Raw genomic sequence first — 14,037 nt, forward strand, 5'->3', positions numbered from 1 at the left:
GCATGGCAAACGAAATGAAAAAAGTGGATGCGGTGATTGTTGGCTTCGGCTGGGCCGGTGCCATCATGGCGAAAGAGCTGACCGAAGCGGGCCTGAATGTGCTGGCGCTGGAGCGTGGGCCGCATCGCGACACCTATCCGGACGGCTCTTATCCGCAGTCCATTGATGAGCTGACCTATAACATCCGCAAAAAGCTGTTCCAGGATCTCTCTAAAAGCACCGTGACCATCCGTCATGATGCTTCGCAGACGGCGGTGCCTTATCGTCAGCTGGCGGCATTCCTGCCCGGCACCGGCACCGGCGGCGCGGGCCTGCACTGGTCAGGCGTCCACTTCCGCGTGGATCCGATTGAACTGCGGATGCGCAGCCATTATGAAGAGCGTTACGGCAAGAATTTCATCCCGGAAGGCATGACGATTCAGGATTTTGGCGTCAGCTACGATGAGCTGGAGCCGTTCTTCGACAAGGCGGAAAAAGTCTTTGGCACCTCAGGCAGCGCCTGGAGTATCAAGGGCAAGGTGGTCGGCAAAGATAAAGGCGGTAACCCGTTTGCGCCCGATCGTTCAGATAACTTCCCGCTGCCCGCACAGAAGCGTACCTACTCGGCGCAGCTGTTTGCGCAGGCGGCGGAGTCGGTCGGCTATCATCCTTACGATCTGCCTTCCGCCAACACCTCCGGGCCCTATACCAACACCTATGGCGCGCAGATGGGGCCGTGTAACTTCTGCGGATACTGCAGCGGCTACGCCTGCTACATGTATTCCAAAGCGTCACCTAACGTGAACATCCTGCCAGCACTGCGCCAGGAGCCAAAGTTTGAACTGCGTAACAACTCGTATGTCCTGCGGGTCAATCTCAGCGATGACAAAACGCGCGCAACCGGCGTGACCTATGTGGACGGGCAGGGGCGCGAACAGGTGCAGCCCGCTGACCTGGTGATCCTCTCCGCCTTCCAGTTCCACAATGTGCATCTGATGCTGCTGTCAGGCATCGGCAAGCCTTACAACCCGATTACCAACGAAGGCACCGTCGGCCGTAACTTCGCCTATCAGAACCTCTCTACCCTGAAGGCGCTGTTTGATAAAAACACCACCACTAACCCGTTTATCGGCGCAGGTGGCGCGGGCGTTGCGGTTGATGATTTCAACGCCGATAACTTCGACCACGGACCGCTGGGCTTTGTGGGCGGATCGCCATTCTGGGTCAACCAGGCGGGAACCAAGCCGATCTCCGGCATGCCAGTGCCTGCCGGTACGCCAGACTGGGGCAGTAAATGGAAAGCGGCGGTGGCGGATACTTACACCCATCACCTGTCGATGGATGCGCACGGCGCGCATCAGTCCTACCGCGCTAACTATCTCGATCTCGATCCCAACTACAAAGATGTTTATGGGCAGCCACTGCTGCGCATGACCTTTGACTGGCAGGAGAACGACATCAAAATGGCGCAGTTTATGGTCGGAAAAATGCGCAATATCGCGGAGGCGATGAATCCGAAGATGATTCTGGGCGGCGCGAAAAAGCCGGGCACCCATTTTGACTCCAGGGTTTATCAGACCACCCACATCAGTGGCGGTGCGATCATGGGCGACGATCCGAAAACCAGTGCGGTTAACCGCTATCTGCAAAGCTGGGACGTGCCGAATGTGTTTGTACCAGGTGCCTCTGCCTTCCCGCAGGGACTGGGCTATAACCCGACCGGCATGGTGGCGGCGCTGACCTACTGGTCAGCTAAAGCGATTCGCGAAAACTACCTGAAGAACCCCGGTCCACTGGTGCAGGCATAAGGAACATGGCGATGAAAAATGGCATTCTGGCCCTGATTCTGGGCACCCTGACCTTTGCCGCGCTGGCGGATGAGAGCCAGGACAATCTGGTTAAGCGGGGAGAGTATCTGGCGCGCGCCGGTGACTGTGTGGCCTGTCACACCAGCAAAGGCGGCGCGACCTTTGCCGGTGGTCTGCCGATGGCCACCCCGATTGGCACCATCTACTCCACCAACATCACTCCCGATCGCACGACCGGTATTGGTGAGTACAGCTACGACGACTTCCAGAAAGCGGTGCGTCATGGTGTGGCGAAAAATGGCGATACCCTCTATCCCGCCATGCCTTATCCCTCTTACGCGGTCGTCAGCGATGAGGATATGAAGGCGCTTTACGCCTATTTCATGCATGGCGTGACGGCGGTGAAGCAGCCAAATCGCGACAGCGACATTCCGTGGCCGCTGTCGATGCGCTGGCCGCTGGCGATCTGGCGCGGAATTTTTGCGCCCGATGTGAAAGCGTTCCAGCCTGCCGCTCAGGAAGATCCGGTGCTGGCGCGCGGTCGCTATCTGGTTGAGGGGCTGGGCCACTGCGGTGCCTGTCACACGCCGCGCAGTTTCACCATGCAGGAGAAGGTGCTGACCAACGCCGAAGGCAACGACTATCTGGCGGGCAGCAGCGCGCCGATTGACGGCTGGACGGCCAGCAACCTGCGTGGCGATAACCGCGATGGGCTGGGGCGCTGGAGCGAAGATGACCTGCGTCAGTTCCTGCGTTATGGCCGTAACGATCAGACTGCCGCGTTTGGTGGGATGACCGATGTGGTGGAACACAGCCTGCAGCACCTGAGCGAAGCCGATATCACCGCGATTGCGCGCTATCTGAAGTCACTGGGCGCGAAAGACCCGCATCAGGCGGCCTTCAGCGTGGATGATGCCACCGCCAAAGCGCTCTGGCGCGGCGATGACAGCCAGACCGGCGCGGCGGCCTATGTCGACAGCTGTGCGGCATGCCATAAAACCGATGGCAGCGGCTATAAGCGTTTTTATCCGGCGCTGCGCGGCAACCCGGTGGTACTGGCGGACGATCCGACCTCGCTGATTCACATCGTGCTGGTGGGCGGGCAACTGCCTGGTGTGAACGGTGCGCCATCGACCATTACCATGCCGGCATTTGGCTGGCGGCTGAACGACCAGCAGGTTGCCGATGTGGTGAACTTCGTGCGTAACAGCTGGGGCAATAAGGCGTCAGAGCCGGTGACCGCGAAACAGGTCGCGTCGCTGCGTAAAGATGAGAAGGATCGTCTGGGCAGTGCAGACATCCGGGTGCTGGAAGGCAAATAACCCGTAAAAAGGCCGTCATCATCAGGATGACGGCCTTTTCTTTTAAATATTCTCCAGATCGATCCCGCGGGTTTTCGGCCCGTAAATCCCTACCGACAGCATCACCATCAGCATGCTCAGCACGATGAACGTAATCACGCCCGGCGTGCCGGCGTATTGCAGGATCACCCCGATTAAAATACTGCTGAATACCGTAGAGAGGCGGCTGAAGGAGTAGCAGAAGCCGACTGCCCGCGCCCGGATGTGGGTCGGGAAAATCTCGGTCTGATAGGCGTGGAAGCTGAAAGTCAGCCAGGCGTTGGACCAGGTAATCAGGAAGCCGCAGAGGATCAGCAGCACCGGCTGCGTCTGAAAGGCGAACAGCGTGCCGAATACCACCGTCATCAGCGATGACAGTACAATCTGCCACTTATTCTCCAGCTTGTCGGCATAGCGGCTGCAGATCAGCGATCCCAGCGGATAGGCCAGCGTGATAAAGAAGGCATAGAGCAGACTGTGTGTCACCGTGGCACCGCGGCCTGACAGCAGCGCAGGCAGCCAGTTACCAAAGCCAAAAAAGCCGATCGCCTGGAAAAAGTTCATCACCACCAGCATCAGGGTGCGCTGGCGATAAGCGGGAGCCCAGATTTCACGAAAGCGCCCGCGTTTGGGCAGCTGTGCAGCCGCGTCATCGGGCAGGATAGCAGGCCCGGCCGGAATGCCGCAGCGCTGCTCCATCGCCGATAACACCTCATGCGCCGCCTGATAGCGCCCCTGCTGCGCCAGCCAGCGTGCCGATTCCGGCAGATTTCTGCGCACCAGCCAGATCACCAGTGAACAGAGTGCGCCTGCGATCACGACCCAGCGCCAGCCTTCCAGACCGAACACGGTCTGCGGCACCAGCCACCACGACATCAGCGCGACGGCAGGCACCGATAAAAACTGCACGAAAAAGGCATAAGCAAAGGCGCGGCTGCGCAGGTGGCTCGGCACCCATTCCGACAGATAGGTATCAATGGTCACCAGCTCGACGCCCAGCCCGATTCCCACCAGAAAGCGGAACAGAATGATCATCTCCGCGCTCTGCTGAAAGGCCATCAGCAGGGAAAAGAGCCCATACCAGAGCAGCGCACACATAAAGGTCAGGCGGCGGCCAAATCGGTCAGCGTAGGGGGCCAGCAGGCTGGCACCGAAAAAGAGGCCGAGAAAGGTGGCTGACGCAAACGCAGCCTGATCGGAGAAGCCGAGCACGCCCGCCTCACCGGTGTGAAAGACGCCTGCCGCCAGCAGGCCGGTGCTGATATAGCCGGTTTCAAACAGGTCATAAAGTTCAAAAAAGCCGCCCAGCGCCAGCAGGGTGATAAAGCGCCATAAGCCAGCGGACGCGGGCAGCGCATCAATGCGCCCGGCTACGCTGTTGCGGGCCGCCGATGACGCGTGCATCGGCGGCATGCGGGTGGAGTGAGTGGTCATATCAGCGTCAACCTCAGGCAGTGTGGGAAACACCCGCAGGCGGTTATTCAGAACGTCAACCGTTAGCAGGCGAAGAAATAGCAGAATAATCAATTCATCTGCCGTTGCCGAGAGGGGCGTTGCTGACGATTTAGCAACATACGTTGCAGGTTTTGCCATCCGTGGCACATCGCCTTAAGGCAGTTGCGGCCAGACGCCAGGCCCAATCGGCAGCCCCAGCCAGTACCAGGCGACCAGCAGGGCGATCCAGCTGATAAAGAACACCAGCGGATAGGGGAAGATCAGCACATAGTAGGTGCCGAGCTGTGCATCCTTCTGGTATCGCTGCAAAAAGGCGAGGAACAGCGGCAGAAAGGGCGACATCGGTGCCAGCGGCAGCACCGCCGAGTCAGCGATGCGGAAAATCATCTGGGCAAAGGCGGGATGGAAGCCGAGTAGCATAAACATCGGCACGAACACCGGCGCCAGAATCGACCAGATGGCTGAGCCGCTGGCGATAAACATGCAGAGAAACGCCGACAGAAACATCAGGCCGAGAAATGCGGGCGCGCCGCTGACGCCTGCGCTCTCCAGCACGTCGGTCAGTCCTATCGCCATGAATTTGCCCATGTTGCTCCAGTTAAAGAACGCCACGAACTGCGACAGCGGAAAGACCATCACGATAAAACCCGCCATGCCTTTCATCGGATCGACCAGCAGCTGCGGGATATCATCCGGACGACGGATCTGCCGGGTGGCGACACCGTAGGCAATCGCCACCACAAAGAAGAACAGAATGATGATCGGCACAATACCCTGAATAAAAGGCGAGGGGATAATGGCACCGCTGGCGGGATTGCGCAGCGGCGCATGTTCCGGCACAACCAGCAGCGCCATCACGGCGATAAACAGCAGCGCGGCGATCCCGGCGGCACGCAGGCCGCGGTTCTCCAGCGGCGTCAGCCCCGCCAGCTTTTCGCCGTTGCCCTGCCACTGCGGCAGGCGCGGCTCAACAAATTTGTCGGTCAGTAACGCACCCACAATCGTCAGCACAATCACCGAGGTGGCCATAAAGAACCAGTTATCGATGACGCTGACATGCACCGTATCGCTGACCGCTTTAGCGGCTTCGGTGCTGATACCTGAAAGCAGTACATCGGTGGTGACGATCAGCAGGTTAGCGGTAAAACCCGAGGCGACACCGGCGATGGCGGCCAGCAGGCCCGCGACCGGATGACGGCCCACCGCCAGAAAGATCAGCGCACCCAGCGGCGGCATCACCACCAGCGCCGCGTCCGAGGAGATATGGCTGAAAAAGGCGATAAACAGCACCATGTAGCTGGCGTAACGGCGGCTGACGCGTGACGCCATCTTAACCATCAGCGACTGCAGCAGGCCGACCTTTTCCGCCAGCCCGGCACCAATGACCAGCGCCAGAATCGACCCCAGCGGGGTAAAGCTGCTGAAGTTTTTGATGATGTTGGGCAGGATCCACTGCAGACCCGCGACGCTCAGCAGGTTGTTGACCCGGACGATTTCGCCATTACCGGGGTTCTTCACCGCCAGATCCAGCGCACTGATAATGGCGGTTGCGACCATCAGCACCACAATCAGATAGACAAACAGTAAAAACGGGTTAGGCACTTTATTGCCTGCGCGTTCGATCCAGCTGAAGAGCCGGCCAGGACTACGGTTCTCGGAGGTTGCTTCCATGGTATGGGTTCTCTTCTTGTCGTCTTGTGACCCCCTTATCGATGGCGGCGCGGGCTGACGCCGGTCGCGACAGGCGACAGGCGGTGAGTTCAGTTCCGGCCCCGCAGAATCAGGGAAGTGTTTGCACTATTTTTATTCTGGTCCGCGTCAGCGACGCGGCCGCTGGCTCATCCGGCCAGTTTTGTGGGTGTGATCCCCGCAGGGATCGGGCAGTGATAGGGCTGCCCGGCGCGAGCCTTCTGAAATTCGGCCTGGCACTCCGCCAGCGCCTGCTCATCCTGCAGCAGCGTGGTCACCGTCGCCGCCATCACTTTGCCCGCAAGCAACATGCCCTTATGCGCGATCGTGGTGCGGCCCTGCGCCACCAGTTGCCAGGTGTGCAGCGGCGTGCCGAAGGTAAAGCAGGGCGCAAAACACTGTGCCGTCGGCGTGACCCAGCTGACATCGCCGACATCGGTGGAGCCATAGAGCAGGTCGCGGGTGACGGCATAGGGCGCGACCTGATCCATAAACAGCCTCTCACCCAGCTGCTCAGCCCAGGCGTGACCGGTTTCGCCACCGATACGGGCGGCGTTCAGGCGGGCATTACGCAGATCGTCATCGGTCAGAGTGGCACGCAGTTCAGCCGCGAACGCGCGCTCTTCGTCGCTGTAGTCGGGCAAACCAAAGTGATGCAAATAGCGCTCCATGACCGCTTCCAGCGCGCGATTAGGCACATAGTCAGAGCAGGCTTTGTCAAAACGCACGGTCAGGGTCGTGTCCGTCATCAGGGCGGCACCCCGGGCAATATTGATTACCCGCTGATAGATCGCCTGCGCCTGTGGCAACGCCGGCGCGCGGATCAGGTAGAGCACCTCCGCATCGGCCTGCACCACATTTGGCGAGACGCCGCCGCTGTTGGTGATGGCGTAGTGCAGACGTGCCTCCTGTTCGATGTGCTCGCGCAGAAAGTTGGCCCCGGTATTCATCAGCGTGACGGCATCCAGTGCGCTGCGGCCCAGATGGGGAGAGTTAGCGGCATGAGCCGCGATCCCTTTGAAGCTGAACGCGGCCTGAATATTGGCGAGCGTGCGCAAATTGAACATGCCGCTGAAACCTTCCGGATGCCAGGTCACGGCGGCATCCACATCGTCAAACAGGCCCTCACGCACCATAAAGGTCTTACCCGATCCCCCTTCTTCGCCAGGGCAGCCATAAAAACGCACGGTTCCGCCAGCGTGATGCTGCTCCATCCAGGCTTTAACCGCACAGGCCGCCGCCACGCCGGCGGTGCCGAGCAGGTTGTGGCCGCAGCCGTGTCCGTTGCCGTTCACCTCCAGCGGTTCTGGCCGGGCGCATCCGGCCTGCTGGCTGAGACCGGCCAGCGCATCAAACTCCCCGAGGATGGCGATCACCGGTTTGCCGCTGCCGGCGCTGGCGATAAAGGCGGTGTCAATGCCGCCCACGCCGCGCTCCACGATGAACCCGGTTTCGGCCAGCGCGTCGGCCAGCAGGGCCGAGGAGCGGGTTTCGGCAAAGCGGGTTTCCGGCGTATCCCAGATGGCGTCGCTGAGCGTGCTGAAACGGTGCTGATGGCGGTCGATATAGTCGGCAATAAAGGCTTCCATCATCGTGTTTCACCATACTGCGCCTGATTGAGCGCCAGCGTCGCCAGCAGCGTGATGGCGTCCGGCATGACCTGCTCATCAAAGTCGAATCGGGCATTATGGTGGCCCGCCGCCAGGTCACAGCCGAAAATGACGTATGAGGCCTGGCCGCCACGCTGCCTGACCCGCTCCATCATATAGGTCGCATCTTCTGATCCTGCCGCCTGCGCTTTGCGATCGACCACGGAATCAAATATACCGAGCGCGTCTGCCTGCTGGTGGATGAAGTCGACCCACGGCTGCGTCGGGGTGCAGCTGCGCGCCGCACCCATCAGCGTCACCTGCTGCTCAACACCATACATCGCCGCCGCACCGGCAATTACCCGCAGCGCCTGCTGATAAATATCGTCGTTAACCTGATTGGTGATGCCGCGGGTTTCGACCTTCAGCAGGGCGCAATCGGCGACCACGTTGCGGCCGGTTCCGGCCTGCAGCACGCCGACATTCACCCGCGCCACGCCGCCGCTGTGCTGGGCCAGGCCATGCAGGGCCAGCGTCGCCTGAGCCGCCGCCAGCAGGGCATTGCGTCCCTCTTCCGGGCGGCCACCCGCATGGGCACCGACGCCGGTGAAGTGAACATCCAGCTTGGTGGTGGCGAGAAAGCTGTCGCTGCCGCACACCACTTCGCCCGCCGGCACGCCGGTGCCAATGTGAATCGCCGTGAAGCGATCCACATCATCGACCACGCCCGCCGCTACCATCGCTTTCGCGCCGCGTACACCCTCTTCAGCAGGCTGAAAAATCAGTTTGATGGTGCCGCTGAGCCGCTCTTTCATCGCCATCAGCACTGAGGCAAGCCCCAGCCCGATGGTGGTATGGCCATCATGACCGCAGGCGTGCATCATGCCCGCATTGCAGGAGGCGAACCCTTCCCGATGCGGCAGATGATCGCTGGCCTGGCTCTCATTGAGATCCAGTGCGTCCATGTCCACGCGGAAGCCCATCACCGGGCCGGGACGGCCGGTTTCCAGCGTCGCCACGATGCCGCAGAATCCGCCGGAAAAGTGGCTGATCCACTGCGGCAGCGCGCCCTGTTGTAACGCCCGCGCCTCCTGCTGTTTCAGCACGGCGGCGTCGGGCAGGCCCATCCGCGCCTCTGCGTCGATCACCTCACGCCCCAGCTTTAGCTGATAACCGAGCTGATGCAGCTCTTCAGCGACCAGCGTGGCGGTGCGAAACTCCAGCCAGCCCGATTCGGCGTAGTGATGGAAGTCACGACGCCACTGCTGAAGCTGCGGCAGCCTTGCACTGACGTGGTCGGAAAGGGTTTTCATCGGCTCTGTCCTCGTTGTTGGTTTTTTATGCACTGCTTCGAATCTACACAATGGAATTGCCGGGCATAAGATGCGAATATCTTGTGACTGATAAACACCGGTTATCACAAAAGTTATGTCCGCTAATCTCAAGCTTCATCAACTGCGTGCGTTTGTTGACGTGGCGCGGCAGGGCAGTATCCGTGCGGCAAGCCGTGTTTCGGGGCTGTCGCAACCGGCGCTGACCAAAGCGATTCAGGAACTGGAGCGTGAGCTGGGGGCAAAGCTGTTTATCCGCCGCCAGCAGGGCGTGGTGTTAACGGATATCGGTGATAACTTTTTCCGTCATGCCAGCCTGGTGCTGGCGGAGCTGCGGGTCGCCGAAGAGGATATCCAGCAGCGGCTGGGGCGGGGCGGGGGGCAGGTGAATATCGGCATCGGCAGCAGCGTGGCGCGTACCGTTATGCCGCAGGTGATCAACCAGTTTCATCGGGAATATCCGCTGGTCAAGGTGCGCATCGTCGAAGGCCAGCTGGTGTCGATGGTGCATGAGCTGCGTCAGGGAACGCTCGATTTCACCATCAATACTTATGACCAGAGTCATCTCGATCAGGAGCTGATGTATGAGCGGGTGATGGAGCGGGAATATAAGGTGGTGGTTCGCAAAGGCCATCCGCTGGAAAAAGCCCGTTCACTGGCGGCGTTGCAGCAGGCGGACTGGACCATGCCGACGCCGAAAGGCAGCTATTACCGCCTGTTGCACGACCTCTTTGGCGAGCGCGGCATGGCACCCAAAATCGTGGTGACCTGTGAAACCTTTATGGCCTGTACCAGCCTGGTGGCGCAAAGCGATTTCATCAGCATTCTGTCAGCCGATGTGATTGACGATCCGGTTCTGGGACGGTCGCTGGTGGCGCTGACGCTTGACGAACCCCTGCCGAAAGCGATTTTTTATCTGATTCAGCGTAAGGAGACCGCGCTGACGCCCATGAGCAGCTATATGGCGCAGCTGTTTCGCCGTTATTGCCAGTAAAATCAGCGAGTAAAGTCGATCGTCTACACTCTTAAGGTACTGTAAAAATCCAACCGACAATATAGAGGTGAAGATGCAAGTCAGTCCTTATCTGTTTCTCTATGGCCGTTGTGAAGAGGCTATCGACTTTTACCTGCAGGCGACCGGGGGCGAGTTGCTCGCGAAAATGAAGTTTGGCGATATGCCGGATCAGGGAGAGCAGGTTGGCGATCAGTCCGCAGCGCCGCAGCCACCCGAGAAGATCATGCATGCGCAACTGCGTATTGGCGACGGCGAGCTGATGCTCAGCGACGGTAACACCGATCAGCCACCGGCGTCGGAACATGCCGGTTATGCGGTCAGCCTTTCCACCACCGATGTCGAAGAGGGTAAAGCGTGGTTTGAAAAACTGTCGGCAGGCGGCAAGGTGACAACGGAGTGGCAGGAGACTTTCTGGTCGAACGGCTTCGCCATGTTTATCGATAAGTTCAACATTCCGTGGCGCATCAATGTGGAGAAGTCGCAGGATTAAGCGGCTGACGGACGTCACAGGATGCGACGCCATACCAGCAGAAACACAAGGCGGCGACGCGATAAAGCGCCGCCGCTTTACATCAGAAGTTGTAACCCGCCACCAGGTAGTAACCCCAGCCGGTCGATTTGACTTCAAACGGACCGTTGCCGAAGTTCAGCTCCTGACCATCTGCCCACTGGCCGCCGTTGTGGAAGTAACGCGCCACCGCAGAGATGTGCCAGTGATCGTAGCCCAGTGACAGAATGTGGCTGGAGGCGATGGAGTTGCTGGTGCGTGATGCGCCGCCTTTATCGCGCAGATCGGAACCCCAGTCGAAGTTAGTGAAGCCGACATAGCCCAGATTACCGCCCCACAGCGTCGTGATCGGGACGAAGTATTTCACCTTGAAGCGATAGCCATCCCAGCTGTTCTCGTTCGCCGCACCGTAGTTTTCCCACTGATATTTGGCATAGACGTTCAGCGACAGGCCGACATCGCTGTGCGTATCGATATCGGTGCCGAGACCCATATACCAGGTGTTCTGGCGGTTATCGCTGTTGCGGCCCATATCGTAGATGTAGTTGTTAGCAAAATACCACTCTTTGAACGGACCAAATGCCAGGCTGGTGCCGGTCAGCTTGTCGATCGAGAAGCGCGGCTCAATTTCCATGAACATCGGGGAACCGTGGTCGAATACGCCGTTGGCGTTGCTGTTGCCGACGCCGAAGAAATTAGGTACGTCGAGATAGCCGTAAAAGTCGAACCACTCTTTTTTCGCAAACGCTTCATATTCCAGATAGACGTCGTTATTGAACTGCGGTCCGAAACGGGTGTGGTAGCTGCCTACCACGTTAACGCTCTGATGCCACCAGTCAGAGAGATACTGCGGATCGCTTTCTGCGGCCTGCGCAGCACCACTCAGTGAACATGCCAGCACGGCACCTGCTATCAACGTTTTATATTTCATTATCATCAGCCACATGCTTTTGACCGCCGCACAGCAGACGCAGTCAGAGAGAAATCGGTCCCTGGAGGGAATGAGGATGTCAGCAAAAAACAGCCGGTTGTTCAGCCCGCGTAGCGTGCCTGTAACAGATCGATAGAAAATAGATTTTGCTCACGTTTGTCAAAAAGTGTTGCATTACAATTCAGCTAAAATGTGATGCACTTCACAATTAAGACCATGATCGAACGGAACCAGGCAACCGTTTACGTTGTCTGGTTCGTGATCAAAAAGGCGGGATCAGGGAAAAGTGACGCGAACCTGTAAACCACAGATCGCACCCTGTGGGGTCAGACAGTTGGAAAGGGCGACGTGAATCTGATGTTTCTGAGCGACGTTACGCACGATGGATAATCCCAGCCCGCTGCCCTGGGCTTTCACGTCAGGCGAGCGGGTAAAACGATCAAATGCGCGCTCGATAAAGGATTCCGGCATGCCTGGCCCGTTATCGACAATATCGACCACCGTTTTGCCCGCGACCCGATGCAGCAGCACATCGACCAGACTCCCTTCCGGCGTGTGCAACATGGCGTTACCAATCAGGTTGTCAAACAGGCTGCGCAGCTCAGAACGACTGGCCTGCAGACGATACTGGGCAGAGCCGTTAAAGCCGATATCGATGCCGCGCTTGTCTGCCACCACCATCAGCTGCTCAATGCTCTCCTTGAGCAGATCTTCCAGGTCAATATGCTCGACGCTGGCGACCACACTCTGGTCATCCTGGCGCGACACATTGAGTAGCTGTGTGACCAGATGACGGGTGCGCGTGACGCCCGCTTCCAGCTGGCTGAACTGCCGGCTCGCTTCGCCCGGCTGGATATGCTGGCGCAGATTCTCCAGCTGTAAGGTCACCGCCGTTACCGGGGTGCGCAGTTCATGGGCGGCGTCCTCCAGGAACTGACGCTGAGAGGACCAGGCCTCGCGCAGTTTACTCAGCAACGAATTATAGGCAGCCACCAGCGGCAGGATCTCATCCGGCAGCCCCTCCGGTGAGACGTTGTGCGGATGATGGGTCTCCTGCGCCGCGATCTGACGCGAAGCCACCTGCAGATCGCGGGTGATCTTGCGTACCACCAGCCAGATCACCAGCAGCGACAGCGGCATCATCAGGATCATCGGGATAATCGCCGCCAGCGCCCGCTTGACCATCGTGGACTTCATGTAGCTGAGGTTGTGCATGACCTGAATGGTTTTGATCGCGCTGCCGGGCAAACCGGGCCGGGTGTAGATCCGCCATTCACAGTCGCGGCACTGGCCGACATGCACGTCGCGGTAACCCCGCTGGTTCTGTAACGGGGCCGCCAGCTCCGGCCAGGAGCTGGCACGCAGCTGTCCGCGATCGTCCCACAGCTGAACCACAAACGCGCTTTTCGCTTTATCCGGCGCAATCAGCATCGGCATCAGGGCGGGCATCTGCTTATTGGTGGACCAGGCGTCCGCGATTTTTGCCAGCTGATCGTCCTTCATGGTGCCGACCATATCGCCGTAGCAGCTGAAGAAATACCAGGTGACACCGCCAATCATCAGCAGATGAATAATCAGCAGCGTAGAGAGCAGTTTATTACGCAGCGAGCGCATAAAGGTGAAAGGTTTCATATGGCCGGAACCCGCCAGCCCAGGCCACGCACGTTGCGGATCACATCGTTATCCAGCTTGCGGCGCATGCCGTGAATCAGGACATCCACCGCATTGCTGCTGACTTCATCGCCCCAGCCATAGATGCGGTTTTCCAGCTGCTCGCGCGACAGAATGGCACCGGGCCGCTCCAGCAGGGCGTAGAGCAGGGCATACTCGCGCGCGGTCAGCTGCTCGCGCTGCCCCTTATAGAGCACTTCGCGGGTCATCATATCCAGCTGAACATCCCCGCTGCCCAGCACCGAATCTGCCGCGCCGTGGCGGCGTCGGGTAATGGCGCGCATCCGGGCCATCACTTCCTGGAGGTCGAACGGTTTAAGCAGGTAGTCGTCAGCGCCGCTGTCGAGCCCCTGAATGCGCTGCGCCACCGTGTCGCGGGCAGTCAGAATCAGCACGGGCGTGGAGTCGCCGCGCCCGCGCGCCCGGCGCAGCACCTGTAACCCGTCATCGCGGGGTAAGCCGAGATCGAGCAGCACGCAGCTGTAGCCGCCTTCGCTCCAGGCATTGTGGGCAAAGACGCCATCGCGCACCCAGTCCACCGACCAGCCCGCGCCCTCCAGTGCCTGCTGCAGGTTTGCGCCGATCATTTCATCATCTTCAACCAGTAACACGCGCATGGCTGATCTCCTCTGCAAAGATGGGAGAGAGTTTACTCATCAATTGTTAGGCCAGAATTATCCGCCTTCACACTTCCCGCTTTCGCCGCGCTGGCTGCATCTGC

11 protein-coding genes are annotated in these 14,037 nt (G+C 59.4%); 4 read left to right on the forward strand and 7 right to left on the reverse strand.

Annotation, left to right across the window (positions count from 1 at the left end; genetic code table 11):
• The first annotated feature begins 2 nt into the window (after nt 1–2).
• Both AC6I7A_RS01530 and AC6I7A_RS01535 read left to right on the forward strand, forming a co-directional pair.
• On the forward strand, nt 3–1,787 hold the full coding sequence (locus AC6I7A_RS01530; RefSeq protein ID WP_009092566.1) for a GMC family oxidoreductase: 1,785 nt from the start codon (nt 3–5) through the stop codon (nt 1,785–1,787).
• 11 nt (nt 1,788–1,798) lie between these two features.
• Nucleotides 1,799–3,109, forward strand: a complete 1,311-nt coding sequence (locus AC6I7A_RS01535) for a c-type cytochrome (RefSeq protein ID WP_058957011.1) — start codon at nt 1,799–1,801, stop codon at nt 3,107–3,109.
• A gap of 42 nt (nt 3,110–3,151) precedes the next feature.
• Here the strand turns inward: AC6I7A_RS01535 and AC6I7A_RS01540 are convergent, their stop codons facing one another.
• From AC6I7A_RS01540 to AC6I7A_RS01555, 4 genes are all read right to left on the reverse strand, one after another.
• Nucleotides 3,152–4,561, reverse strand: coding sequence for an MFS transporter (locus AC6I7A_RS01540; protein ID WP_058957047.1), 1,410 nt, complete (start codon nt 4,559–4,561; stop codon nt 3,152–3,154).
• A 174-nt stretch (nt 4,562–4,735) separates the two neighbouring features.
• Nucleotides 4,736–6,253 (reverse strand): p-aminobenzoyl-glutamate transporter, encoded by a 1,518-nt coding sequence (abgT, locus tag AC6I7A_RS01545; protein ID WP_058957012.1) that lies wholly within the window; start codon nt 6,251–6,253, stop codon nt 4,736–4,738.
• Between the two features lie 167 nt (nt 6,254–6,420).
• Nucleotides 6,421–7,863 carry a M20 family metallopeptidase gene (locus AC6I7A_RS01550; RefSeq protein WP_058957013.1) on the reverse strand — a complete coding sequence of 481 codons (1,443 nt, stop codon included), beginning with the start codon at nt 7,861–7,863 and terminating at the stop codon, nt 6,421–6,423.
• A complete protein-coding gene (locus AC6I7A_RS01555; RefSeq protein WP_058957014.1) occupies nt 7,860–9,173 on the reverse strand; it encodes an amidohydrolase in 1,314 nt (437 codons plus the stop codon). Before AC6I7A_RS01555 ends, AC6I7A_RS01550 begins: the two co-directional genes overlap by 4 nt.
• Nucleotides 9,174–9,288: 115 nt before the next feature.
• Here AC6I7A_RS01555 and AC6I7A_RS01560 point away from each other — a divergent pair, with 115 nt between their 5' ends.
• A complete protein-coding gene (locus AC6I7A_RS01560) occupies nt 9,289–10,185 on the forward strand; it encodes a LysR family transcriptional regulator (protein ID WP_009092555.1) in 897 nt (298 codons plus the stop codon).
• A gap of 73 nt (nt 10,186–10,258) precedes the next feature.
• The gene (gene yjdN / locus AC6I7A_RS01565; RefSeq protein WP_009092553.1) at nt 10,259–10,696 is read left to right on the forward strand and encodes a VOC family metalloprotein YjdN; all 438 of its coding nucleotides are present in this window, start codon (nt 10,259–10,261) and stop codon (nt 10,694–10,696) included.
• 82 nt (nt 10,697–10,778) lie between these two features.
• On the opposite strand, the gene AC6I7A_RS01570 is transcribed toward yjdN, so the two are convergent.
• The 3 genes from AC6I7A_RS01570 to AC6I7A_RS01580 all read right to left on the reverse strand — a co-directional run bounded on the left by AC6I7A_RS01570 (nt 10,779) and on the right by AC6I7A_RS01580 (nt 13,933).
• The gene (locus AC6I7A_RS01570) at nt 10,779–11,645 is read right to left on the reverse strand and encodes a nucleoside-specific channel-forming protein Tsx (protein WP_009092552.1); all 867 of its coding nucleotides are present in this window, start codon (nt 11,643–11,645) and stop codon (nt 10,779–10,781) included.
• 276 nt (nt 11,646–11,921) lie between these two features.
• Nucleotides 11,922–13,277 carry a sensor histidine kinase gene (locus AC6I7A_RS01575; RefSeq protein WP_009092550.1) on the reverse strand — a complete coding sequence of 452 codons (1,356 nt, stop codon included), beginning with the start codon at nt 13,275–13,277 and terminating at the stop codon, nt 11,922–11,924.
• On the reverse strand, nt 13,274–13,933 hold the full coding sequence (locus tag AC6I7A_RS01580; RefSeq protein ID WP_009092548.1) for a response regulator: 660 nt from the start codon (nt 13,931–13,933) through the stop codon (nt 13,274–13,276). Before AC6I7A_RS01580 ends, AC6I7A_RS01575 begins: the two co-directional genes overlap by 4 nt.
• Nucleotides 13,934–14,037: the final 104 nt, after the last annotated feature.

Source organism: Type-F symbiont of Plautia stali (genome assembly GCF_059731105.1).

What these genes read in the sequence shown, in the direction of transcription:
- AC6I7A_RS01530 (WP_009092566.1), top strand. Translation starts at nt 3, where the DNA reads ATGGCAAACGAAATGAAAAAAGTGGATGCGGTGATTGTTGGCTTCGGC.
- AC6I7A_RS01535 (WP_058957011.1), top strand. Translation starts at nt 1,799, where the DNA reads ATGAAAAATGGCATTCTGGCCCTGATTCTGGGCACCCTGACCTTTGCC.
- AC6I7A_RS01540 (WP_058957047.1), bottom strand. Translation starts at nt 4,561, where the DNA reads ATGACCACTCACTCCACCCGCATGCCGCCGATGCACGCGTCATCGGCG.
- abgT (WP_058957012.1), bottom strand. Translation starts at nt 6,253, where the DNA reads ATGGAAGCAACCTCCGAGAACCGTAGTCCTGGCCGGCTCTTCAGCTGG.
- AC6I7A_RS01550 (WP_058957013.1), bottom strand. Translation starts at nt 7,863, where the DNA reads ATGATGGAAGCCTTTATTGCCGACTATATCGACCGCCATCAGCACCGT.
- AC6I7A_RS01555 (WP_058957014.1), bottom strand. Translation starts at nt 9,173, where the DNA reads ATGAAAACCCTTTCCGACCACGTCAGTGCAAGGCTGCCGCAGCTTCAG.
- AC6I7A_RS01560 (WP_009092555.1), top strand. Translation starts at nt 9,289, where the DNA reads ATGTCCGCTAATCTCAAGCTTCATCAACTGCGTGCGTTTGTTGACGTG.
- yjdN (WP_009092553.1), top strand. Translation starts at nt 10,259, where the DNA reads ATGCAAGTCAGTCCTTATCTGTTTCTCTATGGCCGTTGTGAAGAGGCT.
- AC6I7A_RS01570 (WP_009092552.1), bottom strand. Translation starts at nt 11,645, where the DNA reads ATGAAATATAAAACGTTGATAGCAGGTGCCGTGCTGGCATGTTCACTG.
- AC6I7A_RS01575 (WP_009092550.1), bottom strand. Translation starts at nt 13,277, where the DNA reads ATGAAACCTTTCACCTTTATGCGCTCGCTGCGTAATAAACTGCTCTCT.
- AC6I7A_RS01580 (WP_009092548.1), bottom strand. Translation starts at nt 13,933, where the DNA reads ATGCGCGTGTTACTGGTTGAAGATGATGAAATGATCGGCGCAAACCTG.